This is a genomic window from Nocardia albiluteola (genome assembly GCF_018860155.1).
GTDB classification, from domain to species: domain Bacteria; phylum Actinomycetota; class Actinomycetes; order Mycobacteriales; family Mycobacteriaceae; genus Nocardia; species Nocardia albiluteola.
Genome location: NZ_JAHKNI010000001.1, coordinates 529,707 through 554,518 on the forward strand (window position 1 = coordinate 529,707; position 24,812 = coordinate 554,518).

The window sequence follows — 24,812 nt, forward strand, 5'->3', positions numbered from 1 at the left end:
ACCAGACTTCCTTCAGGAGAACCGAAAACTATGACCGACAACATGATTGCCTGGGAGAAGGACTCCGACGGCATCGTCGTGCTGACCATGGACGACCCCAACCAGGGCGCCAACACGATGAACGAGCTCTACAAGAGCTCGATGCTGGCCACCGTGGAGCGCCTCGAGGCCGAGAAGGACGACATCACCGGTGTCGTCATCACCTCGGCGAAGAAGACCTTCTTCGCCGGCGGCGACCTCAAGAACATGATGAAGACCGGCCCGGACGACGCGGCGGCCATCATGGAGGAGCTGGGCGAGATCAAGGGTGCGCTGCGCCGCCTCGAGCAGCTGGGCAAGCCGGTCGTGTCCGCGATCAACGGCGCGGCCCTGGGCGGCGGCCTGGAGATCACCCTGGCCACCCACTACCGCATCGCGGCCGACGTGAAGGGCCTCAAGCTGGGCCTGCCCGAGGTGAAGCTGGGCCTGCTGCCCGCCGGTGGCGGCGTCACCCGCACCGTGCGCAAGTTCGGCCTGCAGACCGCGCTGCTGCAGATCCTGTTGCAGGGCAACGAGTACGACGCGAACAAGGCCAAGGGCATCGGCCTGGTCGACGAGGTCGTCGGCTCGATCGAGGAGCTGGTCCCCGCGGCCAAGGCGTGGATCAAGGCCAACCCGGACAAGGGCGTGCAGCCCTGGGATGTCAAGGGCTACAAGATCCCCGGCGGCACCCCGTCCACCCCCGCGCTCGCCGCGAACCTCCCGGCCTTCCCGGCCAACCTGCGCAAGCAGCTCAAGGGCGCGAACATGCCGGCGCCGAAGAACATTCTGTCGGCCGCGATCGAGGGCGCCCAGGTCGACTTCGACAACGCCTCGCTGATCGAGTCGCGCTACTTCGTGAACCTGCTGACCGGCCCGGTCGCGAAGAACATGATCCAGGCGTTCTTCTTCGACCTGCAGACCATCAACAACGGTGGTTCGCGTCCGAAGGACGTGCCCAAGCGCGAGATCAAGAAGGTCGGCGTGCTGGGTGCGGGCATGATGGGCGCGGGCATCGCGTACGTCTCCGCCAAGGCCGGCTACGAGGTCGTGCTGAAGGACGTCTCGCAGGAGGCGGCCGACCGCGGCAAGAACTACTCGGAGAAGATCGAGGCCAAGGCGCTCTCGCGTGGCAAGACCACCGAGGAGAAGTCCAAGGCGCTGCTGGACCGCATCCACCCGACCGCCGAGGCCAAGGATCTCGAGGGTGTCGACTTCGTGATCGAGGCCGTCTTCGAGAACACCGAGCTCAAGCACAAGGTGTTCCAGGAGATCGAGGACGTCGTCCTGCCCGACGCGCTGCTGGGCTCGAACACCTCCACCCTGCCGATCACCGAGCTGGCCACCGGCGTGAAGCGCGAGAGCGACTTCATCGGTATCCACTTCTTCTCCCCGGTCGACAAGATGCCGCTGGTGGAGATCATCAAGGGCGAGAAGACCTCCGACGAGGCGCTGGCCCGGGTGTTCGACTACACCCTGGCGATCCGCAAGACCCCGATCGTGGTCAACGACAGCCGCGGCTTCTTCACCTCGCGCGTGATCGGCACGTTCGTCAACGAGGCGATCTCGATGCTGAACGAGGGCATCGACCCGCAGAGCATCGAGCAGTCGGGTCTGCAGGCGGGCTACCCGGCTGCGCCGCTGCAGCTCTCGGACGAGCTGAACATGAAGCTCATGCAGAAGATCGCCAAGGAGAGCCTGGAGGCGGCCGAGAAGGGTGACAACACCCTGGGCGCCAAGCGGCATCCGGCGCAGGACGTCATCGACTACATGGTCGGTGAGGGTCGCCCGGGTCGTCTGGAGAAGGCGGGCTTCTACGAGTACGACGAGAACGGCAAGCGCCTGGGCCTGTGGTCGGGCCTGCGCGAGCACTTCAAGACCAGCACCGAGGATAAGGTTCCCTTCCAGGACCTGATCGACCGCCAGCTGTTCATCGAGGCGATCGAGACCCAGAAGTGCTTCGACGAGGGCGTGCTGACCTCGACCGCGGATGCCAACATCGGCTCGATCTTCGGCATCGGCTACCCGGCCTGGACCGGTGGCGTGCACCAGTTCATCGTGGGTTACCCGGGCGGCCAGGAGGCCTTCGTGGCCCGCGCCGACGAGCTGGCCGCCAAGTACGGCGAGCGTTTCCAGGTGCCTGCTTCGCTGCGTAAGTAGCGAATAGCGTTACCGCACAACCCGGCCCGGATCACCCCGCGTGGTCCGGGCCGGGGGCGTTTATACGGGACGCGTCACCACGGCCGGATGGATTTACCGCTGTCATGCAGGGCGGTGGGTGCATCGGTACCACCGCGTTGCCGGGATTCCGCCCCGGATTCTTGTGCACTCGATCGCCGGAACTGCTTTCTACGGTGCGTTCGCCGCCAAAATGCTGGCATTGCGGCTGCGCGGCACGCCTTTCTGGCTCGTGCCGGTGCTGGCGGGCTCGTATTCGGATCCGTTACCCCGCAGTGGTTTTCGGACTCCGCGTGCGGAACTTGCCGAGCCGGACCTCATTTGGCGTAAGCGGTGCGGGCCGCCTCGACCTCGTCCATGTGCTGTTCGGCCCAGGTCTTGATGGCCTGCATGAGCGGCAGCAGCGAGCGCCCGAGCGGGGTGAGCTCGTAGTCGACGCGCGGCGGCACGGACGACTGGACCGTGCGGGTGATCAGGCCGTCCCGTTCCAGGTTTCGCAGCGTCTGGGTGAGCATCTTCTGGCTGACGCTGGCCAGCCGCCGTTGCAGGTCGCTGTGGCGCTGTGGCCCGTCGGCCAGCGCGTTGACCGCCAGGCTCACCCACTTGTCGGAGATCCGGTCCAGCAGCTTGCGGGCGGGGCAATCGGCCAGGTAGGCGTCGTAAGCGATGCTGCGTTCGAGGCGTAGCTGCGATGCGTTTCGGGTGGTCATCGGTACCTCACGGTGCGGTGGGCACTTCGAAGTGCGTACTTCCTTGTGAAGGGTAGCGCCCGAATAGTGGCGTTCATGACCAGGCGAGAATTGATGCGAGCCGTGGTAGCTCGCGGCTACGGCGGACCCGAAGTGTTGCAGATCATCGACGTGGCGATCCCGGAACCGGGCGAGGGGCAGGTCCGGATCAGGGTGGCGGCCGCGACCGTCAACCCGGTCGATCTGGCGACCCGCTCCGGCGCGCTGGCCGAGGCCGGGCTGATGGCGCCGCGCGAGATGACCGGCATCGGATGGGATGTCGCCGGCGAGATCGACCGGCTCGGTCCGGGCGTGGACGGGTTCACCGTGGGGCAGCAGGTCATCGGACTGCGTGACCTGCTCGACGTGTCGTTCGGCGCGTACGCCGACTACCTGGTGCTCGACGCCACCGCGGTAGCGGCCGCCCCGCCCGGGCACTCGGCCGTCGAGGCGGCCACCCTGCCGCTCAACGGCCTCACCGCCGCCCAGTCGCTCGACCGGCTCGGTCTGTCCGAAGGCGACACGCTCCTGGTGACGGGCGGGACCGGCGCCGTCGGCGGCTTCGCCGTCGAACTTGCGGCACAGCAGGGCATTCGGGTGATCGCGCAGGGCTCCGATGCGGACTTTCTCCGATCGATCGGCGCGCAGTGGACTCTGTCGCGCGATGCCGACCTCGTGGCCGAGGTGCGCCGGCTCGTCCCCGGCGGCGTGTATGCCGCATTCGACACCTCCGGGGCCGGCATCCGCGCTCTTGCCGCGGTCCGCGACCGCGGCAGCTTCGTCACCGTGGTGGGAGGCGCCGATCCGACCCCGTTGCGCGGTATCGCGGTGCACCACCATTGGATTCACGCCGACGGGCAAGCGCTCGCCCGTCTCGCGGGGCAGGGGCTCACCGCCCGCGTCGCCGACACCCTCCCGCTGCACGCCGCCGCCGAAGCCCACGCCCGCCTCGCTGCCGGTCGCTTGTCCGGTCGCCTCGTGCTGACGCCGTGAGCTGTACCTCAGTGGGCGGGAACGTTTACCGTGATTTCCCCGCCGAGGCGATAGCCCTCGGCCAGCCGCAGGTGGTCGCCGCTCCAGAAGCTGCCCGGGTCGTATCGGTTGGGGCGCTTGCCGGGCAGTAGGCCCATGGCCTGGTAGGTCATGGCGACTATTTCGGCGCAGTACGCGTTTTCCAGACTGGTCTCGGGCGCACGGGTTTTCGGGCGTTGGGGCAGCGGTACCCGGCCACGGAACCAGCGGCCCGCCAGGGCGCTGGTCGAGGGGAAGGGCATGCCGTCCAGGCGGGCCACCGTGCGCAGGGCCGCGTCCTCCATCTCGCGGCGCACCGGACGATCCAGTTGGCGGAGCCACGCCTGCTGCCCGTACTCGTGGGTCCAGCGCAGGACCGCGGCCCGCAGGTCGTGCAGCTGGGCCCCGCGATGGTGGTTGCCCGACCAGACGTCCGGTAGCGCGCGGCCGAGCTCGGCGTGCCAGATCAGGGCCGGGAGGTCGTCGACGACGATCGCCATGCCGACGTGGTTGACCGGGCTGTTGGTCAGGCCCCGGATCGCGCGGTCGGCGCCGGAATGCCCACGGAACAGCCACAGATCGCCCGTTCGCGTGAGTTCGACCGCATCATCCAAACCGATATTCGAGGGCGCTTCGCGTGGCACGGGATTAGCCTAGGCGCATGCGCTGGTGGAAAGTGGTCGGATTGGCGGGGGCCGCGGGTGTCGCGGCGACCGGAGTCGTCATAGTTCGGTCCGAACGCAAGCGGCGCGCCTACACCCCGGACCAGGTCAGAGACCGGCTGCGTGCCCGCCTCGACGAGCAGGCCGGGCCCGTCGAATCCGACGACGAGCGCTGATCCCCGACCCGGCCCGAGGTACGGCCGAGCTCACTGCAGCTCGGGTATCGGCTGCTCCTCCAGGATCGTGACCTCGCACTCCGGCGCCCAAGACAGGTGATGGTGGTCCCGGACCATGCCCAGCGCGTCGTCCATCGTCTCCGCCCGCAGAATCGACATTCCGATGATCGTGCTGTCCGCCCGGGTGATTTCGGCCCGCGTGACCCGATGCGCATTGCCCAGCGGCTTGCCCGGGTCGACCAGGGCGGTGCCGATCCGCCGTGCCCAGTCGATCCACAGCTGCGCGCCCTGCTCGGCTTGCTCCGGCGTCGCCTGTGCGAACCGTGCCGCGACGGAGAGCGGAGCGTGGTAGAGAACGACGTATCGCTTCATCTGTGAACCTTTCCGGAATCTTCGGTGGTCGTTTCGCTTTCGCGCGAATCGACCGTCATCAAGGAGTCGGAGCCGAACCCGCGGTTTCGACATCGCCGGCAAGGAACCACCGAATGTCGAAATCGGCGATCGTGTTCCGACTTATCCACAGGAGCGCCGACCGGGCGCCGGACCGAAGGACACCGGATTGAAATACCTGCTCTTGATCTACAGCAACCCGAGAAACTGGGAACACCCCACGTTCCTGCACCAGCACGTGCCGCAATCACCCGAGGAACGCGACGCGCAGATGCGTGAGTTCGCCGCCCTCCTCACCGAGATATCCGAGTCGGGTGAGCTCTGCGAGCACGCCCCGCTGGCGGATCCGGTCCTCACCAAGACGGTGCGCGTGCGCGACGAGGTGCCCGCGGCCACGGATGGGCCCTTCCTCGAGGCCAAGGAGCATCTGGCCGGTTATTTCGTGGTGGACTGCGACAGCCCGGAACGCGCGGTCGAGCTGGCGGCCCGCTTTCCGGATGCCCGTTACGGAGCCGTCGAGGTCAGGCCCATCATGACGCTGTCCGGTCCGGATCTGTGACAACCGGACCCGTCGCGGACCTGCTGCGCCGATTGGCGCCGCAGGTCCTCGGTCAGCTCGTGCGGCGGGACGGCGGATTCGGACCGTGCGAGGACGCGACCCAGGAAGCGTTGCTCGCGGCCGCGGTCCAGTGGCCCGAACGAGGAATTCCCGACAGCCCGGCGGGATGGCTGATCACGGTGGCCACCCGCCGCCTCACCGACATGCAGCGCAGCGAGGCCGCGCGTCGGCAGCGTGAGGTCACCGTGGCCACGCTGGCGCCGTCGTCCGAGGCGATCGCCCCCGGGCCCGGTGACGACGAGACTCCGCACGGCGACGACACGCTGCTCCTGCTGCTGCTCTGCTGCCATCCCGCGTTGAGTCCGTCCTCGCAGATGGCGCTGACCCTGCGTGCCGTGGGCGGACTGACCACCGGCCAGATCGCCCGGGCATTCCTCGTCCCGGAGGCGGCGATGGGCCAGCGCATCAGCCGCGCGAAGAAGACCATCAGGGCGACGGGTTTCGCCGATGCCCCCGAGCTCGACGAGCGCCTGCCGGTGGTACTGCAGGTGCTCTACCTGATCTTCAACGAGGGATATAGCGCGACATCGGGCCCCGATCTGCACAACCCCGGCCTGGTTGGCGAGGCCATCCGGCTCACCCGCGAGCTGCACCGATTGCTCCCGGCCGAGGGCGAGGTGGCGGGACTGCTCGCGCTCATGCTCCTGACGGAGGCCCGGCGCGCCGCGCGCACCGCATCCGACGGAGCCCTGATCCCGCTCGCCGACCAGGATCGCGGCCGCTGGGACCGGGACCTGCTCGATGCCGGCACGGCACTGCTTGACCGGACATTGCGGCGCGCGCCCATCGGTCCCTATCAGCTCCAGGCCGCCATCGCCGCGGTCCACGGCGAGGCCGCGAGCGCGGGCGACACCGATTGGCCGCAGATTCTCATGCTGTACCAGTTGCTCGAGAACAGGTGGCCGACCACTGTGGTCAGGCTCAACCGGGCGGTGGCCCTTGCGATGGTGCAGGGCCCACGGGCCGGCTTGGATCTGCTCTCGACCCTGGAAACCGACGGGTGGATGTCCGGGAATCATCGCCTGCTCGCAGTCCGGGCGCATCTACTCGAGATGGATGGCGATCTGCCCTCCGCCCGTGCGGATTACGAGGCGGCCGCGCAACGGACCACCAGCCTTCCCGAAAGCCGTTATCTCCGTTCGCAAGTCGCACGGTTGGACGCGGCTGTCCACCACCACACCTGACTGTGCACCCAGGCGCAGCGCGAGCTACGGTGACGCGAAGCTGAGATACGGAGTTGGAGAAAGCCTTTCGGGTGTCTGCCGCCGACCGGTTCCAGCATGGCAGAGCGGGGCCGAGCGCGCGCCCGGTGTCCCCGGCCTCATTCCATTCGGGCACGCAGAACTGGAACTCCGTCGCCGTCGAGTTCGTCGAGCACGACGGGACGGCCCGCGATCGCCAACGCCAGCGCCTCGCCCGGGCCACACACCTCGGGGCCGGAGCCGGACGACCAGTCCAGATCCGTCGCCACGAACCGCAGGCCCCGGGTGCGCCTGCCGGGGTAGGCGAACGGGTCCGGGTGGGCGATCGCGTGCCGCAACCGCTCGGGTGGAATCCGGCGGGTGCGTCCGAGCGGTCGCAGGATGTCCTGGTGGTGCACTACCGCGTCCGCGAGCATGATGCCGGGCAGGGTGGTCGCCAGCATGCCCCGGCCGGCGGTGTCCTCCAGCAGGTCGGTCAGTTGCGCGCGGGGCAGCGCCCGATGACGCCGCACCAGGGCGTTGTTCACGCGGTCGGGCGAGAATCCCTGCCGCACAGTGGTGGCGGCGTAGGTGAGTGCCGACGCGTCGGAGGCCAGGTGCGCTACCACGTCCCGGACCTGCCACCCCGCACACAGCGACGGCGCCGACCACTCTTCGTCCGACAGGGTTCGCAGCGTCGCCACGATATCGCGCCGCTCGTCGGCGATCATGCCCCGCAGCGCCCGATAGCTCGTCATGTGAGAACTTCCCTTTCCCGCCCGTCTATGACGGATCGTAGTTGACAGATTCCCGGCTTGGGATCGTTGCTGGGCGAGGCATTCCCACCGGGTTCCGGACCGCCCGCATCCCCGCGTCCGGGTGCCGCGGGACGTGGCGAAACACGTGACCGGAATTACGGACGCATCGCGGTAACGCGAGCTACGTTGGAGGTAAGCGGAGACGTTCGAGGGTGGTGCGCGATGGATCCACGCATGGACAAGATCCACCGCACCGGTACTCCCCCTGAGACGAACACCCAGCACTATCTGCCGTTGGACATCGCCGAGGAGCTCGAGGCGATGGGGTTGTTCGATGCCGAGGAGATCGGGCGCGGTGGCTTCGGGGTCGTGTTTCGCTGTGCCCAGCGCGCCCTGGGCCGCATCGTCGCGGTGAAGATCCTGTCCTCGGAGATCGACGAGGAGAGCCGCGAACGGTTCCTGCGCGAGGAACACGCCATGGGGCGGCTGTCCGGCCACCCCAACATCGTGGACGTGCTGCAGGTGGACGTCACCGCCAATGGCCTGCCCTACATCGTGATGCCCTATGCGGTACACGGGTCGCTGGAGCGGCTGGTTCGCGATCGCGGGCCGCTGAGCTGGGCCGATACGCTGCGGGTCGGGGTGAAGCTGGCCGGTGCGATCGAGAGCGCGCACCGCGTCGAGGTGCTGCACCGGGATGTGAAGCCGGCCAACGTGCTGCTCAGCAGGTACGGCGAGCCGCAGCTGACCGATTTCGGCATCGCCCACATTCCCGGCGGCTTCCGGACCTCCACCAACATGATCACCGGCTCGCCGGCCTTCACCGCGCCCGAGGTGCTCAAGGGCGAACAGGCCACCGTCCGCTCGGACGTGTACGGCCTGGGCGCGACGCTGTTCGCGCTGCTGACCGGCCACGCCGCGTACGAGCGGCAGTCGGGGGAGAAGATCGTGGCGCAGTTCCTGCGCATCACCACCCAGCCCGTTCCGGACCTGCGGGAGCAGGACATCCCCCCCGACGTGGCGGGCGCCATCGAACTCGCGATGTCGCCGGACCCGGCCGCACGTCCGGAATCGGCCCGGGCGCTGGGCGAGTTGCTGCGGTCCGCGCAGCACGAGCTCGGGCAGTCGCAGGACGAGATGGCGCTGCTGGAACCGGGCGTGGCCGGCGATCCCGAAGGGGCGCAGGGGGATACGACGCATTCGCTGATGAGCAGCCAGCGCAGCGTGCTGACGCTGCGGCCGCCGTCCGATTCCGGCATCCCCCCGGGCGGAACCATCGCACGGCCGCCCACCACGGCGCTACCGCCCACGGCCGCAACGAAATTCCGCCCGCCCACCCCCACCCGCGAGCCGATCCCGCGGCCGCGCCTGCTGGAGATCCTGCGGGCCGGTGGCCGCCGGCGGCTCGCGGTCATCCACGGCCCCGCGGGATTTGGCAAGAGCACCCTGGTCGCGCAGTGGCAGGCCGAGCTGTCCGAGCGCGGAGATGCGGTGGCCTGGATAGGAATCGATCGCGACGACGACAACGAGGTGTGGCTGCTGGCCCACCTGGTGCACGCGATCCGGCGGGTGTATCCGGAGATCGGAGACGGGCTCGAGCAGCTGCTCGAGGAGCGTTCCGCTGAGGCCGCGCCCTATGTGATCTCTACGCTGATCGACGAGATCCATGCCGGCGGCCGCCCGGTGGTCATGGTGGTCGAAGACTGGCACCGGATCACCGACGCCGGGGCGCAGCGCGCGATGGATGCGCTGCTGGACAACGCATGTCACCATCTGCGATTCGTCGTCACCTCCCGCGAGCGGGCCGGCCTGCCGCTGAGCCGCCTGCAGGTGCGCGACGAGCTGGTCGAGATCGGCGCCCGCGAGCTGCGTCTGACACCGGCGGAGACGCGCGGAATCCTGGTGGAGCGCAACGGTTTCGAGCTGTCCGATGCGCAGGTGGAGCGCATCTACGCCGCCACCGACGGCTGGCCCGCGGCGATCCAGCTGATGAGCCTGTCGCTGCGCGCCCTGGCCGGTCGTCCGGGCGCGCCGTCGAGCGTCGACACCGAGCAGCTCATCGCGCACCTGTCCGGTCCGGACGCCTCGATCGGCGACTATCTGGCCGAGAACGTGCTTGATGCCCTCGAACCGCGCATGCTGAACTTCCTGATGGCGATCTCGGCCACCGAAAAGGTCTGCGCGTCGCTGGCCGGTGCGCTCAGCGGCGAGCCCGATGCGGAGGAGCTGCTCGCGCAGGCGCACCGCCGCGAGCTGTTCCTGCGCCCGGTCCACCACGATCCCGGCTGGTTCCGGCTGGCGCCGCTGTTCGCCGAGCAACTGCGCGCGCGGCTCGAGCGGCAATCCCCGGGCGCACTGAAGGGCCTGCACCGCAAGGCATCTCGCTGGTACGCCGAGCATCAGCTGCTGCGCAAGTCCGTCGACCACGCGCTGGCGGCCACGGACCTGAAGCTGGCGCTGGATCTGCTCGAGGGCGGCGGGATGGACCTGATCGACACCTCGCGGCTGGCCACGCTGCTCGGTTCGGTCTCGAAACTGCCTGTGCAGCAGGTGGCCACGCGCTCGCGGCTGATGCTGGCGCTGGCCCGCGCCAATATCAATTTGCAGCAGTCCAGCGCCGCCCGCAGCGCGCTGAGCCGGGTGACGAACATGCTGGCCCGCACCTCACCGGCCGATGCCGACACCGTGCGGCAGCGGTGCGAGGCCGCCGTGCTGGCCGCCGCCGAGCTGGTGGCGCGCGACCGCACCGACGGTGTGGCCGAACGGGTTTCCGAGCCGCTGGCCGTGGCCGACCAGCTGCCGCCCTGGACGGTGTCGACCGCGGCCAACCTGCTGTCGTACGTGCGTCTGTGCGAGTTCGATTTCGACGGCGCCCGGGAGATGCAGGACTGGGCCGCGCCCTATCACGAGCGGTCGAAGGATCCGCTCGGCGAGGTGCTCGGGCTGCTGAACGAGGGCGGCGCGGCCTACGAGCAGCTCGATATCGACACGGCCACACGCTGTTACGAGCAGGCCTGGCGGACCGCGCGCGATCGTTCGGGACCACGCTCGCACGCGATCCGGGCGGCCGCGGCGCTGCTGGGCGAGCTGAACTACCGGCGCGGGGAGCTCGATGCGGCCGAGCGGCTGCTCGACCAGAGTCATCAGCTGATCGCCCGGGTCGGCCCGGTCGACTTCATGATCACCACATTCGTGGTCGGCGCGCGTGTCAAGGCGGCCCGCGGAGACCGTCAGGCCGCCGCCGCCCGGCTGGCCGAGGGGGCACGAATCGCGGCGGACCGCAGGCTGATCCGGCTGGCCGCCCATGTCCGTGCCGAACAACTGCGGCTGGCGCTGAGCGTCGACACGGGCGGTTCCGGCGCCGATGCGGGGCCGCGGCCGCTGCGGCACACCACCGGAACCGCCGCCCTGAGCGCGGAGGCCGAGGAGATCGCCGCCGTGCGTGCGCTACTGGCGCGGCATTATGCCAGCGGCGGCTTCGATCCCCTGTACGGCGCGGAGGCCGCACCGCTGGGTGTGGGCGATTCCGCGGTGAAACGGGCCCGGGCGCTGCACAGCCGGATGGCCGAACAGGACCGTCCCCGTGCGCAGTTGGACTCGGCGATCCTGCTCGCGGAATGCCTGTCGGCGGCGGGCTGGACCGGGGAATCCATCCACACGCTCACCCCGGTCGTGATCCGCTGCGCCGAATTGGGCTGGAGCAGACCGCTGCTGGACGCCGGACCGGGGGTGCTCTCGCTGCTGCACACGATGCGCAACGAAATGGTCATGGGCGCAGAGCATTCCGAGATGACCGAGGAAACCCACCGCTTCCTGGACTCGCTCTAGACGCTGTTGCGGCTAGGGCTTCCACCAGGGGCGCAGCGGCACGTTCCAGCGTTCGTCGGCCCCGAGCTTCATGCCCAGCACCTGGTGCAGCTGAACCACGTTGCGATCGAAGCCCAGTCGGCTGCCGGCCATGTACAGGCCCCACACCTTCGCGGTGCCCTCCCCGACCTCCGCGACGCACGCATCCCAGTTGGCGACCAGGTTCTTGCACCATTCGGCGAGGGTCAGCGCGTAGTGCGGGCGCAGATTCTCCTCGTGCAGGACCTCGAGGCCGGTGTTCTGGATGTCGCTGATGATGCGGCCCGAGCCGATCAGCTCGCCGTCGGGGAAGACGTAGCGGTCGATGAAGTCGCCCGCCTTGGTGGTCCGGGTGTTGTCGTGCCGGGTGATGGAATGGTTCAGGAACAGGCCGCCGTCGCGCAGCTTGCCCTTGATGAATCCGAAGTACGACGGGTAGTTCTGCACCCCGATGTGCTCGGTGAGGCCGATCGAGGACACCGCGTCGAAGTCGGATTCGCGTATGTCGCGGTAGTCGGAGTGGCGGACCTCGGCCAGGTCCGAGAGGCCCTCCTCGGCGATCTTGTGCTGCGCCCACTCCGCCTGTTCGGCCGAGAGCGTCGCGCCGATCACCTTGACCCCGCGGGCCGCCGCGTAACGCACCATGCCGCCCCAGCCGCAGCCGATATCGAGCAGCCGGTCGCCCGCCTTCAGGTTCAGCTTCTCGAACACCAGGCGGTACTTGTTCTCCTGGGCCTGCTCGAGGGTCTGGCCCTCGTCCTCGTAACACGCGCAGGTGTAGGTCATGGACGGGCCGAGCACGTACTCGTAGAAGGTGTTGGAGACGTCGTAATGGTGGTGAATCGACTCGGCGTCACGCTGCTTGGAATGCCGCAGTCCCTCGAGCGCGATGCGCCGCCAGCGCGGCAGCGTCTCCTGCGGCGGCGGCGCGATCGGCTTGAGCGCCTCCCAGCCGAGCGAGCGAGCGATCGTCACCAGCGCCAGCGCCGAGGGCCGCTTGAACTTCAGCTCGGCCATCGCCCGCAGGATCTCGTAGGGGTCGCCCGGATGAATGCCCTCGGCGACCATGTCGCCCGAGATGTAGGCGCGGGCCATGCCCAGATCGCCCGGTGCGGTGGCGACATAGTTGATGCCGCGGGGATTGCGGATCTCGAGCGCGAACTTCGAATCGTCCGGCCCGGTGCTGCTGCCGTCGTGTGCGGAGAACCGGATCGGCACCGGACCATCGACCAGGTTCTGGAAGATTTCCGCAATGCTGAGCTTGGTTCCCAGCTCCGCGAATACATCCGAACGGTCCTTGAATGTGGTCACTTGCGTTGCACCGCCTTCGAATACAAATCCAGCAAACGATGATCGGGGTCGTATCGTTTCTTCACTTCGGGATAGACGTCTCCGCCGTAGAGCTGCGCGAATTCGTCCCGGTCGTAATAGGAATCGGAGTACAGCGACTTGTGGCCGTCCAGTTCGGAGACCTTGCGCTCGATGGCCCGATTGGCCGCGCCGTCGACCCCGCCGGGAACGGTCGGCACCGCCGACCAGAAGCCGACGTTGACATAGGTGCGCGCGGGCTCGAGCGGATAGAGCGGCCAGGGCCGCGAGGCGGGATCCGCCTGATCGTCGCGCAACCGCAACGGGCACAGCCAGATCGGTTCGATCGGGATCTCGTCCAGGAACCACTGGACGAACTCGGCGGTCCGTTCTATCGGCACCTCGATATCCTGCACCACGCGCTCGCGCGGCGGGCTACCTTTGCGCGCCTCGATTCTGTCGGCGATGTCGTACTTGTGATCCAGCGCGATCAGCTTCCAGTAGAAGCTCGAGCGCCGGTACTTCCGGGGCCAGAAACGGCGGATGCGCGGATCCTGTGCACCGAATGCCCGCGAGCACCAGAACCAGTCGGTGTCCCAGCGCCACAGATAATCGTGGATCGTGAGGCGGTCGCGCTTGGGCTGCGCCGAATTGTGCTGGATGGAACGGTAATAGATGTCCATGCCGGTGTAGTCGCTCACCGGCCCGGGCTCGTCGGTCTGGCGGCCGAGCACGAGATAGCTTTCGGTCGCGGTAAATACGACGCCGTCCAGATACTCGACGGGCTCGCCGTCGTAGGCGCGGTCGGCGATGATCTGCGCCATCGCCGCCTCGAGCTCGCGCAGATCGTGGAATCGCACGTGCCGCAGCGCCACATAGGGCAGCACCGGCTCCAGCTCGATCTTCAGCCGGGTCGAATAGCCGAGCGTGCCATAGGAGTTGGGGAAGCTCCGGAACAGATCGGCGTGCTCACCGTCCGGGGTGGCGGTGATGATCTCACCCGCCCCGGTGAGCACGTCGATCTCGAGCACCGATTCGTGCGGCAGGCCGCTGCGGAACGAGGTGGACTCGATGCCCAGGCCGGTCACCGCGCCACCCAGGGTGATCGTCTTGAGCTGGGGGACCACCAGGGGGGCCAGGCCATACGGCAGGGTCGCCGCGACCAGGTCCTCGTAGGTGGTCATCCCGGCGACGTCGGCCGTGCGGGCCTGGGGATCGACCGCGATCACCCGGGTCAGGCCGGACACGTCCAGACCGGGCGCGTTGGTCTTGGCCCGGGCCCGGAACAGGTTCGAGGTCTTCTTGGCGAGGCGGACGTTCGCATCGCGGGGGATTGCGCGATAGCTGGCCAGCAGGCGGTCCACCCCGGCCCGGTGCGCGGCAAATCCCGACTCGTGTGCGGCCGGTGCGCGTCCGGCCTTCCCCAACAGACTCACTGCCACACCCAGACGCTATCGCGCAGGGGTGGGCGAGGCGACCGGGAGGGTACCCGGATCGCCGATTTTTCACACAGCTGTTGCATTGCGTTGATGTTGCCGAGCAAGATCGCGGGCGGCGGTGAAAGCGCTGGTTGCAAGGGTGGTTCCGGGTGGAATCGAGTTGCGGCCGGGGCACGGCGGCGGCGTGTCGCGATGGCATATGCCCCGGATGGCCGAATTGGGAGAGTGATCACCGCGCGGACGGGAATGCGGAGGTCCGGGCCTTAATCGGAGTCTGCGTTCCGTATCTGTTCGGCATCGTTCGAGCTATCGGGTCCATGAGGTGTGAACCGGCGATCCGGAACACCGGCTCAGTACGACTGCCCGGGCGGGTACTGGCCCTGCGGCGGATATCCGGGGTGTTGCTGCGGATTGCCACCCTGCTGGGGATAGGGCTGCTGCTGTGGATAACCCTGATTGTTCGGCGCTTGGGGATAGCCCTGCGGCGCACCGTAGGACTGCTGTGGATAACCCTGGCCCGGGGCCGCGTAGCCCGGCGCCACCGCGACCGGCTGCGGCGGATACGGTCCGGGCCCGTAGCCGGCCTGCCCCGGGTTCTGCTGCACGGCAGGGCCGTTGGGCTGGGCAAACGGCGCCGCGTCGGCCTGGAACGAGGAGATGTCGCGGCCGCCACCGAACATCGGCATGCGGAACCCGCCGGATCCACCGCGGGCCCGGATCAGTTCCCGGCGCAGCAAGAATCCGCAACCGACGCTGATCAGCGGGCCCACCAGCACTTCGATCCAGCCGGATTCGGTGTTGTCGGACTTCTGCTCGTCGATCGTGCGGACCGTGCGGTGGCCGTGCTTGTCGGTCTCCACGCAGTGGTCGCCCGACTGCATCTGGGTTCCGCCGCAGTCGACCGTGCCGTGGCTGTTCAGCTGCGAGATGCCGAAGAACACCATGGCGATGCCGAGCACAATGCCGAACGCGAACAAGACGATCGACCGCAGGCGCATGACGTAGCGCACTGTCCCCCCGTATGACTTCGGTGCCTCTGGTGACTCTGACCCGTCGGATCGCGGCGTAGCATAGCTCGGCGGCAGTCGTCGTGCCCATCGCATTTGCGGACTCGAGTGAGGAGCTCATTGTGGGACAGGTCAGCGCATCCAGTTCGATCGTCGTTCCGGCGGAACCGCAGCGCACCCTGGAGGCGATCGCGGATTACGAGACGGTCCGCCCGCAGATCCTCACCCCGCACTACCGCGATTACAAGGTGGTCGAGGGTGGTAAGGGCGCCGGAACGGTCGCGGACTGGACGCTGCAGGCCACCGAGAAGCGTTCCCGCAACGTGCACGCCACGATCTCGGTGTCCGATTCGATCGTGACCGAACGGGATTCGAATTCGACCATGGTGACGACCTGGACGGTGACGCCGTCGGGCACCGGCTCGCTGGTGACCGTGCGCACCAGCTGGAAGGGTGCCGGCGGCGTCCCCGGCTTCTTCGAGGGCATCTTCGCGCCGTTGGGGCTGAAGAAGATTCAGGCGCAGGTGCTCGAAAACCTCAAGGGCGCACTGAGCTGAGGATGCGCGCTCAGGCGGGCCGATGCTCGATGAGCACGAAGCTCAGCAGCAGTGCGGTCTCGAAAGCCCCGCGCCACCACGAGTATCCGAACCACACGCCCGGGCTCACCTCGCGGATCTCATCGAGGATCTGCGGGGTGATGGACGGGGCGTAGTCCAGGATCCAGGCCGGCTGGTGGTCCACGCGCTCGGGGGCCGAGTACACGTACGCCGGGAAGCCGGGGATGTTGGCGCCGGTGATCCGGTTCAGCAGCGTGCCGCCGTTCGGGCCCGTGTAGAAGGTCTTGCCGATCCAGAACGCCGGCGCCAGCGTCTCCAGGACGGGCGGGCGGGCCACCCAGCCGTCCGTCACGCCCATCGGGACGTCCCCGCGCGAGGACGAGAAGAAGATCTTGTCCTGCTGCTCGATCGAACACTGCGTGCGCAGCGCGTTCACCGTCGCCATGCGGTCGTTCGGAAAGAGGATGCAGCCGCCGCCGAAGTTGGTGTCCGCCTGTGCGGCCGGCGCGATGACCGTGGTCGGAACGATGCACAGCGTGGCCAGGCCCGCCAGCGCCGCGAAGCGCATCAGGGCCGACTGCAAGAGCTGACCGTGTACCCGCATAGCCGCCTCCATCGGATATCCCGTCCTGACGACGATCGCCCGGCGTGACAATGATCGTAAGTGGCACTTGCCCCGCGGATGCTGCGGTAGACCGAACCGTGACTACCCTGGAGTCGGAAACTCCGCCATGACAGAGAGGACCTCCGTGCAGCCCGGTGGACAGTTCGATATGCAGGCATTGCTGGCGCAGGCGCAGCAGATGCAGGAGGCCGTGCTGGCCGCGCAGGAGGAGATCGCGGCCGCCGAGGTGCCGGGTGAGGCCGGCGGCGGCCTGGTCAAGGTCACGATCAAGGCGACCGGCGAGGTGACCTCGCTGCAGATCGATCCGAAGGTCGTCGATCCCGAGGACGTGGAGACGCTGCAGGATCTGGTCGTCGGCGCGATCAATGCGGCGATGGCCAGCGCGCAGGAGCTCGCGGCGCAGAAGCTGGGCCCGCTGGCCGGTGGCATGGGCGGCGGCGTGCCCGGCCTGCCGTTCTGATCGAAAGGCGGCGCAGGTGTACGAGGGTCCGGTTCAGGATCTGATCGACGAGCTGGGCAAGCTGCCCGGCGTCGGTCCGAAGAGCGCGCAGCGCATCGCGTTTCATCTGCTCTCGGTGGAGCCGCCGGAGATCGACCGCCTGCAGGCGGCGCTGCAGAAGGTGCGCGACGGCGTGCGGTTCTGCGCCGTCTGCGGCACGGTCTCCGACGGCGAGCTGTGCCGCATCTGCGCCGATCCGCGCCGCGACCGCACCATGATCTGCGTGGTCGAGGAGCCCAAGGACGTGCAGGCCATCGAGCGCACCCGCGAGTTCCGGGGCCGTTACCACGTGCTGGGCGGCGCGCTGGATCCGTTGTCCGGCATCGGCCCGGACCAGCTGCGGATCCGGGAGTTGCTGGCGCGCATCGGAAATCAGGCCGACGGCGTGGACGTCACCGAGGTGATCATCGCCACCGACCCCAACACCGAGGGCGAGGCGACGGCCACCTACCTGGTCCGCATGATGCGCGACTTCCCCGGCCTGGCCGTGACTCGCCTGGCCTCGGGCCTGCCGATGGGCGGCGACCTCGAATTCGCCGACGAGCTGACGCTGGGCCGGGCGCTGTCAGGTCGCCGCACGCTGTAGGCGTGAGCGGGTAGTGCGTTCGGCGGCCGGGCATTTCGGGCCTAGGCAGGCAGGGCGATTCCGGTTACTCTCCGGGTAATGAGCCTTGCCTTTCTCATTACCACCCTCGTCATCGTCGTCACCCCGGGTACCGGGGCGCTCTACACCCTGGCCGCCGGGCTGCAGCGCGGCGCCAGAGCCGCCATCGTCGCGGCCTTCGGCTGCACGCTCGGCATCGTCCCGCAGTTGCTCGCCGCGATCACCGGCCTGGCCGCGCTGCTCAACGCCAGTGCGGTCGCCTTTGCGACGCTGAAGTATCTCGGCGTGCTCTACCTGTTGTACATGGCATGGAATACCTTCCGGGACAAGGGATCCCTCGCGGTCGAGCCGGAGCCGGGCGCCGCCCCCTCGGGACTGCGGGTGATCGGGTCGGCGATCCTGATCAACCTGCTGAACCCGAAGCTGTCGATCTTCTTCTTCGCATTCCTGCCGCAGTTCGTGAATACCCACTCGGCCCACGCCGTTCCGCAGATGCTCTGGCTCAGTGGCGTTTTCATGCTGGTGACCTTCGTGGTGTTCGCGCTCTACGGCATCTTCGCCGCCGCCGTGCGCAGGCATGTCATCGATCGTCCGGCGATCACGGCATGGATGCGGCGGGTGTTCGGGCTGTCCTTCCTCGCCCTGGCCGGGCGGCTGGCGCTCACCAATCAGTAGGGACACGCGGACCCGACACGCGAAAAGGGGCGGCGGAACGGGTGTTCGAGTGGTAGACCGGATGCGAGCATCTCTCTGGAGGAGGTCTTGTGCGCACGAGGGTCTGTACGTCCTGCGATTCGGCGCTCGACCACTGTCACGGCACGCTGATCGTGCACACCGACTGGTCGGTGGATTGCACGGAGGGCGACAACTGCTACGACGGCGACCGGTCCCGCCACAGCTTCATCGTCGACTGCTTCGACGTGGCGGGCGGGTGCGGGTGCGCGGTGTCGGGGACCCGCAGGCGGCCGCGTAGCCTGGCCGGGTGAGTTACGACCACGTACTGCTGCCGTCCGGCGTCGCCTCGACGCCCGCCGAGGTCGAGGAGTATCTGACCACTCAGCAGGGCAGGCCGGAATCCGAGCCGGTCGCGGCGATCGCGGCCGAGCTCATCCGGCGCAACTCCGAGCTGCCCGAATCCGACAGCTTCCTGTCGGCGGACGTGGGTGGCGACGGCGCGGGCGCGACCCTGCACGTCCCGAGCCCCTACGACGCGATCGGCCACGTGCGCGGGCTGCTGTTCGAGCTGGCCACGCCGCGGGACTATGCGATCTTCGATCCGCAGCTGAGCTGGCTGATCGACCCGGCCGGACGCGTCGACATCGCGGTGACCCACGGCGGAGCCGGTGAATTCCCGTATCTTACAAGGAAACTCGTTGACGAGTGGATTCCCGCGCTCGCCGAGCCCGGGCCGTATCTGATCGTGGCGAGCGCCCCCGAGGTCTATATCCAGACCTACCGCAACGGCCCGGACGATTACACCCTCGAATACCGGGATGGCAGCGCCGACAAGCACTTCGGCGCCACCCTCACCGATCCGCAGCGGGTCGCCGATCTGATCTGGGCGTGGGCCGCCGGCGACCGCGCCCGTCTGGACGAGGTGGCCTGGGAGCGTGTGACTTTCGACAGCCACTCCGCCTAGTCGGAGCTACCTGCTCGTACCGCCTGCGTATCGAGCTCTCGCGCCCGCCTGGACGCGGTGTCTGGAGCCCGACCTTCGAGGGTCACTCCGCCTGAGGGGCTCCACACGGCTGCCGCTGTTCGGTTCGCCCTTGCCGTGCACCCGATATCCGCTGCATCCCAGCGGAATTCAGCAGTCGCAGCAGCCGTCCCCGCAGCATTCGCAGCCCTCGCAGGTGCAGCAGCAGCAGTCCTCGCTGCACCGGCAGCACTCGCAGCAGGCGATGCCCTCGCAGAACGGCAGGCAGAATCCGCTGCGGCGGCGGGGCGGGGGACCGTAGCCGTATCCGGGCGGCGGGTAGTACCCCTGCGGCGGCGGGTAGCCGTATCCGGGCGGCGGCGGGCCGTATCGGCCGCGGCGACCGCGCCGGTTGACGATGGTGGAATCGCCGCGGCAGCTCTCGTGATCCGAGTGCTTGAAGGTGCGGTGCACCGACCGGCCCAGTTCCTTGGTCAGCAGCCGGTGCACCAGCCGCCCATCGGTGAATTCGGCCTCGGCCAGCGCCAATTCGATGCCCAGCAGCGCGTCGGTGCACAGCCGGTGGGTCTCCTCGGCGGCGGTTCCCGTGGCCACCAGCGGATTCCACTTGCCGTGCGTGAAGTCCTCGTGCAGATCCTCGGCGGCGTCGACCAGATGCGCGATGCGGCCGAACAGCCGACCGGCCTCGATCAGTGCGGCCTCGTTGCCGGGCCGCCCGGACAGGATCGCGGTGTGCCCGAACGCCGCCGCGGTGGCGGCCTCGGTCGGTTCGGTGAGCTCGAGCAGGGTGGTCTGCGGTCCGGCGGCGGCCTCGACGGCGAGCTGCCGGTCCACCGCGTCGAGCAGGACCGCGGTGTCGAAGCCCAGGCCCGCGCCGGTCTCGGCGCCCTGGCGGGCCCAGCGCTCGGCGATGCGCCGGGCGGCGGGCCGCACGCCCGCCGTCCCCGCGACGCCGTCGCCGTCCTCGACATGGTCGCGCACCTTCGCCGCGGCCAGCACCAGCGATACCGTGGCGGCCAGCCGCACGCTGTCGCCGGTGGCGACGTCGGCGGTGCGCATGGCGCGCAGGGGGCAGGGCCCGGCGGCGCGGCGGGTGGCCCGGGGCGCCTGCGCATCGACCAGCGCCGAGATGATCAGGCCGTCGTAGTTGGTGGCCATGCGAGCGGCCTGGCCGTGGTCGTCGCGCAGCGCCAGGCAGAGCCCGCACAGCTGCGCCATCCACGCGGAACTCAACTCTGCGCCCAGTCTGTGCTTACAGGGGCGGATGATGCCGAACACGCCTCGACGGTAGTGGAGATCGGCGGGGTGCGCTCGGCAGATCACCTGTGAATCCGGTAAGGACACAACCGAATCCGCACGGGACGCGGGGTGTTTGCCGGTCCGGGCGGTCCGTCGGCAGATATCGCGATCGGCGTGTGTCGCGACTCCCGCGTGCGCGAATTGTGGGCAAGACTGTCCGCAGCCTCGCGGTCCGTGGACTGCGCTGATGTGTAAGGTCGCAGCTAGTGGCTGACGCAAGTCCCATCGATGGCCACGCACGCCCGATGGTGGCGTTCCGAAGCGTCAGCAACCAGCCTGTTGCCGAACCGCCGGAGGTGCCCATGACGACGTCCACAGAACCGGGCATGATCGATGTCAATCGATACGATCCGGAGCACCGGCGCTGGCTGTCCGAGGCGATCGCCAAGGTGCGCGCGGATGCGCGCCGCTCCTCCGATACCCACCTGCTGCGGGTGCCGCTCGCCGCGTTGCCCGGTGTGGACCTGTATCTGAAGGACGAGTCCACGCATCCCACCGGCTCGCTCAAGCACCGCCTCGCCCGCTCGCTGTTCCTGCACGCGCTGTGCAGCGGCTGGGTCCGCCCGGGCCGCCCGGTGATCGAGGCCTCCAGCGGTTCCACCGCGGTGTCCGAGGCGTACTTCGCGCGGCTGATCGGGGTCCCGTTCATCGCGGTGATGGCCCGCAGCACCAGCCGGGAGAAGGTTCGCCTGATCGAATTCCACGGCGGCAGTTGTCATTTCGTCGACAACGCGAACGAGGTGTACGACGTCGCGGCGCGGCTGGCGCGCGAGAGCGGCGGGCACTACATGGACCAGTTCACCTACGCCGAGCGGGCGACGGACTGGCGCGGCAACAACAACATCGCCGAGTCGATCTTCGACCAGATGTCCCAGGAGCGCTTCCCTGATCCGGCGTGGGTCGTCGCGACCGCGGGCACCGGCGGCACCTCGGCCACCATCGCGCGCTTTATCCGCTATACCGGCCGCTCGACCGGCCTGTGCGTGGCCGATCCCGACAATTCGGCCTTCTTCCCGGGCTGGCGCGACGGCGACACCGCCGTCACCACCGAGGTCTGCTCGCGCATCGAGGGCATCGGCCGCCAGCGGGTCGAGCCGAGCTTCGTCTCCTCGGCCATCGACCGGATGATCCATGTGCCCGATGCCGCCGCGATCGCCGCGGTGCACGTGCTCGAGGAGGTGATCGGCCGCAAGGCCGGGGCGTCCACCGGAACCGGGCTGTGGGCGGCGTTCCACATCATGTCCGAGATGGCCCGCGAGGGTCGTGAGGGCAGCGTCGTCGGGCTGATCTGCGATCCCGGCGATCGATATATCGATAAGTACTACGCGGCGGACTGGCTCGAGTCCCAGGGCATCGATATCGAGCCCTACCGGGACCTATTGCGCGATTTCCTCATCTCGGGGGAGCTGCGGGTCTGACCGGGTGGGGTTCACCCACCCTTTCCTCGGAGGAATGCGGACCTGTAAACTCGCGATCGTCATGCAGCGGGTACTCCTCCTCGGCCGCCGCGACGGGGTCTGATACGGACCGGCTCCCGTCGCGGGGTTCAGCTGTGCCGGTCGCCCAATTACCTGGGAAACCCAACCCACCCCTTATTGGAGATTTGCATGTCCCCTGCTGACGCCTTCGTATCGCGCGCCATCACCGCGCCGTCCAAGCCGGCCCCGGCCGACCAGCCCGCGTGGAACCAGCAGAAGAACTCCTCGATGCCGACCTTCCGGTACCGGCCCTTCGCCGAGGAGGTCGAGCCGATCACGCTGCCCGAGCGCACCTGGCCGAACAAGGTCATCGACCGCGCGCCCGGCTGGTGCGCGGTGGACCTGCGCGACGGCAATCAGGCCCTGATCGACCCGATGAGCCCGGCCCGCAAGCGCCGCATGTTCGACCTGCTGGTGCGGATGGGCTACAAGGAGATCGAGGTCGGCTTCCCCTCGGCCAGCCAGACCGACTTCGACTTCGTCCGCGAGATCATCGAGGACAACGCGATCCCCGACGACGTCACCATCCAGGTGCTGACCCAGTGCCGCGCCGAGCTGATCGAGCGCACCTTCGAGGCCTGCGCGGGCGCGGCCAACGTCATCGTGCACTTCTACAACTCGACCTCTATCCTGCAGCGGCGCGTGGTGTTCCGCGCCGACCGCGACGCGGTGCGGAAGATCGCCACCGACGCGGCGACGCTGGTCAAGCAGATCGAGCAGCGCTACCCGGACACGAACTGGCGCTACGAGTACAGCCCCGAGTCCTACACGGGCACCGAGCTGGAATACGCCAAGCAGGTGTGCGACGCGGTCTCGGAGATCATCGCGCCGACTCCGGACCAGCCGATGATCATCAACCTGCCCGCGACCGTCGAGATGGCGACCCCGAACGTGTACGCCGATTCGATCGAGTGGATGAGCCGCAACCTGGCCCGCCGCGAGTCGATCCTGCTGTCGCTGCACCCGCACAACGACCGCGGCACCGGCGTCGCCGCGGCCGAGCTGGGATACCTGGCCGGCGCGGACCGCATCGAGGGCTGCCTGTTCGGCAACGGCGAGCGCACCGGCAACGTGTGCCTGGTCACCCTGGGGATGAACATGTTCTCCCGCGGCATCGATCCACAGATCGACTTCTCCAACATCGACGAGATCCGCCGCACTGTGGAGTACTGCAACCAGCTGCCTGTGCACGAACGCCATCCCTACGGCGGCGACCTGGTGTACACCGCGTTCTCCGGCAGTCACCAGGACGCCATCAACAAGGGCCTGGACGCGATGAAGGCCGCGGCCGACGCCGCGGGCGCCGATGTGGACGACATCACCTGGGAGGTTCCGTACCTGCCGATCGACCCCAAGGACGTCGGCCGCACCTACGAGGCCGTGATCCGGGTCAACTCGCAGTCCGGCAAGGGCGGCGTCGCCTACATCATGAAGACCGATCACGGCCTGGTGCTGCCGCGGCGGCTGCAGATCGAGTTCTCGCAGGCGATCCAGAAGATCACCGACGGCGAGGGTGGCGAGGTCAGCCCGAAGGAGATGTGGGACGTCTTCGCCCAGGAGTACCTGAACCCGATCAATCCGCTGGAGCGGATGCGCCAGAGGGTATCGGCCTCGGAGACCGACGGCGGCACCGACCACATCGACGCCGTGGTCAAGGTCGACGGTGTGGAGCAGGAGATCTCCGGCGAGGGCAACGGCCCGCTGGCAGCGTTCGTCGACGCGCTGGGTCCGATCGGCTACGACGTGCGGGTGCTGGACTACTCCGAGCACGCCATGTCCGCCGGTGACGACGCGCAGGCCGCGGCCTATGTGGAGTGCGCGGTCGGGGACAAGGTGAGCTGGGGTGTGGGCATCGCCACGTCGATCACCACCGCATCGCTGCGCGCGGTCGTCTCCGCGGTCAACCGGGCGCAGCGCTGACGCCTCACCAGCGCCACTGCACGTAGCCGTCGCCGAGGAATTCCAGCGAGGGGACATCGTGGATGTCCCCGTCGTCGGTCGTGATCGTCCAGGCGCCGGAGTGGAACAGGTCGAGGTCCGCGGGCGTGAGGCCGCGGCGTGCGGCCTCACGCGCGCACGCGGCGTCGTATTGCGCGTCGTCCTCGGGCAGGTCGTCGGTCTCGGCGAGCCAGCGTTCGAATTCGACGCATTGCTCGCATGTCTCGGCGCGGGTCGGATCGAGGAACTCGATTCTTCCGGTGGCCCACGGGGTCTCGTATCCGTAGTCGGTGATCGTGCCGATTCCGATGCGGTCGCGGGCGAGCCGCATGGGCCTCGAGAACTGCGTTGCGTTCATGGTCCGTTCATGATTCGACTCGGTTGCCGCACCCGCCGGTGCCGCATTTGCGCAGATCGTAACGGTGGCGTGCCGAACTGGATATCCCCCGTGGACAACTCACCGCCGTACAGGTTTGCCGCAGGTCTGTGCCACCCACGAGCATCCGCGCAGCGTGCTAGCGTTGAACAGCATCAGAGCCGAGCTCACTGCTCGAAAACTCCCGAGCAGATGGGGGATACGTGACCAACGACAACTCGACCTCGCCGCCGTGGCTGCAGGGCCACGGCGGTGACACGACCACCGAGCACGACGATCCGACCGTGGCTCCGCACAACGACGGACGGGTGGACGAACCCGCACCGGACGCCGAGCCGGCCGAATCGAGCTACGACGGGGCGGGCGAGGAGGAGCAGGCATCCGGGATGTTCCCGCCGGTGCCCGACTCGATGGAGCAGACTCCGTTCCCGGGCGGGCCGCAGTTCGAGCACGACCAT

At 68.4% G+C, this 24,812-nt stretch carries 25 protein-coding genes; 15 read left to right on the forward strand and 10 right to left on the reverse strand.

The genetic code is table 11. The annotated features are described in order from the left end of the window. Nucleotides 1-30 precede the first annotated feature (30 nt). Together KO481_RS02430 and KO481_RS42705 are read left to right on the forward strand one after the other, a co-directional pair. Entirely contained in the window at nt 31-2,178 is a 2,148-nt protein-coding gene (locus KO481_RS02430; RefSeq protein ID WP_215915254.1) for a 3-hydroxyacyl-CoA dehydrogenase NAD-binding domain-containing protein, read from the forward strand. Nucleotides 2,179-2,341: 163 nt separating this feature from the next. Beyond that, entirely contained in the window at nt 2,342-2,578 is a 237-nt protein-coding gene (locus KO481_RS42705) for a DUF6529 family protein (RefSeq protein WP_308166255.1), read from the forward strand. On the opposite strand, the gene KO481_RS02435 is transcribed toward KO481_RS42705, so the two are convergent. Then, nucleotides 2,514-2,906, reverse strand: a complete 393-nt coding sequence (locus KO481_RS02435; RefSeq protein WP_215915255.1) for a winged helix-turn-helix transcriptional regulator — start codon at nt 2,904-2,906, stop codon at nt 2,514-2,516. The two genes, KO481_RS42705 and KO481_RS02435, sit on opposite strands and share 65 nt — an antisense overlap. A 75-nt stretch (nt 2,907-2,981) precedes the next feature. Here KO481_RS02435 and KO481_RS02440 point away from each other — a divergent pair, with 75 nt between their 5' ends. After that, nucleotides 2,982-3,917 (forward strand): NADP-dependent oxidoreductase, encoded by a 936-nt coding sequence (locus tag KO481_RS02440; RefSeq protein ID WP_245400230.1) that lies wholly within the window; start codon nt 2,982-2,984, stop codon nt 3,915-3,917. Nucleotides 3,918-3,925: 8 nt separating this feature from the next. On the opposite strand, the gene KO481_RS02445 is transcribed toward KO481_RS02440, so the two are convergent. Further along, nucleotides 3,926-4,579: a hypothetical protein gene (locus KO481_RS02445; protein WP_215915256.1), complete on the reverse strand. Its 654-nt coding sequence runs from the start codon at nt 4,577-4,579 to the stop codon at nt 3,926-3,928. A 17-nt stretch (nt 4,580-4,596) separates the two neighbouring features. Between KO481_RS02445 and KO481_RS02450 the strand changes: the two genes are divergently transcribed. Then, entirely contained in the window at nt 4,597-4,773 is a 177-nt protein-coding gene (locus KO481_RS02450; protein WP_215915257.1) for a hypothetical protein, read from the forward strand. Nucleotides 4,774-4,803: 30 nt separating this feature from the next. On the opposite strand, the gene KO481_RS02455 is transcribed toward KO481_RS02450, so the two are convergent. Continuing rightward, the gene (locus KO481_RS02455) at nt 4,804-5,145 is read right to left on the reverse strand and encodes a hypothetical protein (protein ID WP_215915258.1); all 342 of its coding nucleotides are present in this window, start codon (nt 5,143-5,145) and stop codon (nt 4,804-4,806) included. Between the two features lie 187 nt (nt 5,146-5,332). Between KO481_RS02455 and KO481_RS02460 the strand changes: the two genes are divergently transcribed. Continuing rightward, on the forward strand, nt 5,333-5,722 hold the full coding sequence (locus tag KO481_RS02460; RefSeq protein ID WP_215915259.1) for a YciI family protein: 390 nt from the start codon (nt 5,333-5,335) through the stop codon (nt 5,720-5,722). Next, entirely contained in the window at nt 5,719-6,966 is a 1,248-nt protein-coding gene (locus KO481_RS02465; RefSeq protein WP_215915260.1) for an RNA polymerase sigma factor, read from the forward strand. Before KO481_RS02460 ends, KO481_RS02465 begins: the two co-directional genes overlap by 4 nt. A 137-nt stretch (nt 6,967-7,103) precedes the next feature. On the opposite strand, the gene KO481_RS02470 is transcribed toward KO481_RS02465, so the two are convergent. After that, nucleotides 7,104-7,721: a maleylpyruvate isomerase family mycothiol-dependent enzyme gene (locus tag KO481_RS02470; protein ID WP_245400231.1), complete on the reverse strand. Its 618-nt coding sequence runs from the start codon at nt 7,719-7,721 to the stop codon at nt 7,104-7,106. A 222-nt stretch (nt 7,722-7,943) separates the two neighbouring features. Here KO481_RS02470 and KO481_RS02475 point away from each other — a divergent pair, with 222 nt between their 5' ends. Next, on the forward strand, nt 7,944-11,549 hold the full coding sequence (locus KO481_RS02475) for a serine/threonine-protein kinase (RefSeq protein ID WP_215915261.1): 3,606 nt from the start codon (nt 7,944-7,946) through the stop codon (nt 11,547-11,549). 12 nt (nt 11,550-11,561) lie between these two features. Here KO481_RS02475 and KO481_RS02480 read toward each other — a convergent pair whose 3' ends face one another. From KO481_RS02480 to KO481_RS02490, 3 genes are all read right to left on the reverse strand, one after another. Further along, nucleotides 11,562-12,878, reverse strand: coding sequence for a class I SAM-dependent methyltransferase (locus KO481_RS02480; RefSeq protein WP_215915262.1), 1,317 nt, complete (start codon nt 12,876-12,878; stop codon nt 11,562-11,564). Then, on the reverse strand, nt 12,875-14,311 hold the full coding sequence (locus tag KO481_RS02485) for an FAD-binding oxidoreductase (protein ID WP_215915891.1): 1,437 nt from the start codon (nt 14,309-14,311) through the stop codon (nt 12,875-12,877). The genes KO481_RS02480 and KO481_RS02485 overlap by 4 nt, the downstream gene beginning before the upstream one ends. 353 nt (nt 14,312-14,664) lie before the next feature. Continuing rightward, nucleotides 14,665-15,324, reverse strand: a complete 660-nt coding sequence (locus KO481_RS02490; RefSeq protein ID WP_215915263.1) for a DUF2076 domain-containing protein — start codon at nt 15,322-15,324, stop codon at nt 14,665-14,667. A gap of 119 nt (nt 15,325-15,443) precedes the next feature. On the opposite strand from KO481_RS02490, the gene KO481_RS02495 reads away from it, so the two are divergent. Then, the gene (locus tag KO481_RS02495; RefSeq protein WP_215915264.1) at nt 15,444-15,878 is read left to right on the forward strand and encodes an SRPBCC family protein; all 435 of its coding nucleotides are present in this window, start codon (nt 15,444-15,446) and stop codon (nt 15,876-15,878) included. A gap of 10 nt (nt 15,879-15,888) precedes the next feature. Here KO481_RS02495 and KO481_RS02500 read toward each other — a convergent pair whose 3' ends face one another. Next, on the reverse strand, nt 15,889-16,482 hold the full coding sequence (locus KO481_RS02500) for a hypothetical protein (protein WP_215915265.1): 594 nt from the start codon (nt 16,480-16,482) through the stop codon (nt 15,889-15,891). Nucleotides 16,483-16,627: 145 nt separating this feature from the next. On the opposite strand from KO481_RS02500, the gene KO481_RS02505 reads away from it, so the two are divergent. The 5 genes from KO481_RS02505 (at nt 16,628) to KO481_RS02525 (ending at nt 19,245) form a co-directional block, all read left to right on the forward strand. Further along, nucleotides 16,628-16,963, forward strand: coding sequence for a YbaB/EbfC family nucleoid-associated protein (locus tag KO481_RS02505; RefSeq protein WP_215915892.1), 336 nt, complete (start codon nt 16,628-16,630; stop codon nt 16,961-16,963). A gap of 16 nt (nt 16,964-16,979) precedes the next feature. After that, nucleotides 16,980-17,588, forward strand: a complete 609-nt coding sequence (gene recR, locus KO481_RS02510; protein WP_215915266.1) for a recombination mediator RecR — start codon at nt 16,980-16,982, stop codon at nt 17,586-17,588. A 78-nt stretch (nt 17,589-17,666) separates the two neighbouring features. Beyond that, a complete protein-coding gene (locus tag KO481_RS02515; RefSeq protein ID WP_215915267.1) occupies nt 17,667-18,281 on the forward strand; it encodes a LysE family translocator in 615 nt (204 codons plus the stop codon). 89 nt (nt 18,282-18,370) lie between these two features. Next, a complete protein-coding gene (locus KO481_RS02520) occupies nt 18,371-18,592 on the forward strand; it encodes a hypothetical protein (RefSeq protein ID WP_215915268.1) in 222 nt (73 codons plus the stop codon). Beyond that, complete coding sequence (locus KO481_RS02525) at nt 18,589-19,245, forward strand: hypothetical protein (protein ID WP_215915269.1); 657 nt, start codon at nt 18,589-18,591, stop codon at nt 19,243-19,245. Before KO481_RS02520 ends, KO481_RS02525 begins: the two co-directional genes overlap by 4 nt. Nucleotides 19,246-19,413: 168 nt before the next feature. On the opposite strand, the gene KO481_RS02530 is transcribed toward KO481_RS02525, so the two are convergent. Beyond that, entirely contained in the window at nt 19,414-20,541 is a 1,128-nt protein-coding gene (locus KO481_RS02530) for a DUF5685 family protein (protein ID WP_215915270.1), read from the reverse strand. A gap of 323 nt (nt 20,542-20,864) precedes the next feature. Here KO481_RS02530 and KO481_RS02535 point away from each other — a divergent pair, with 323 nt between their 5' ends. Further along, nucleotides 20,865-21,980 carry a PLP-dependent cysteine synthase family protein gene (locus tag KO481_RS02535; RefSeq protein WP_372451881.1) on the forward strand — a complete coding sequence of 372 codons (1,116 nt, stop codon included), beginning with the start codon at nt 20,865-20,867 and terminating at the stop codon, nt 21,978-21,980. Between the two features lie 189 nt (nt 21,981-22,169). Next, the gene (gene leuA, locus KO481_RS02540; protein WP_215915271.1) at nt 22,170-23,960 is read left to right on the forward strand and encodes a 2-isopropylmalate synthase; all 1,791 of its coding nucleotides are present in this window, start codon (nt 22,170-22,172) and stop codon (nt 23,958-23,960) included. Nucleotides 23,961-23,964: 4 nt separating this feature from the next. On the opposite strand, the gene KO481_RS02545 is transcribed toward leuA, so the two are convergent. Continuing rightward, nucleotides 23,965-24,336, reverse strand: coding sequence for a hypothetical protein (locus tag KO481_RS02545; protein ID WP_215915272.1), 372 nt, complete (start codon nt 24,334-24,336; stop codon nt 23,965-23,967). Nucleotides 24,337-24,812 lie beyond the last annotated feature (476 nt).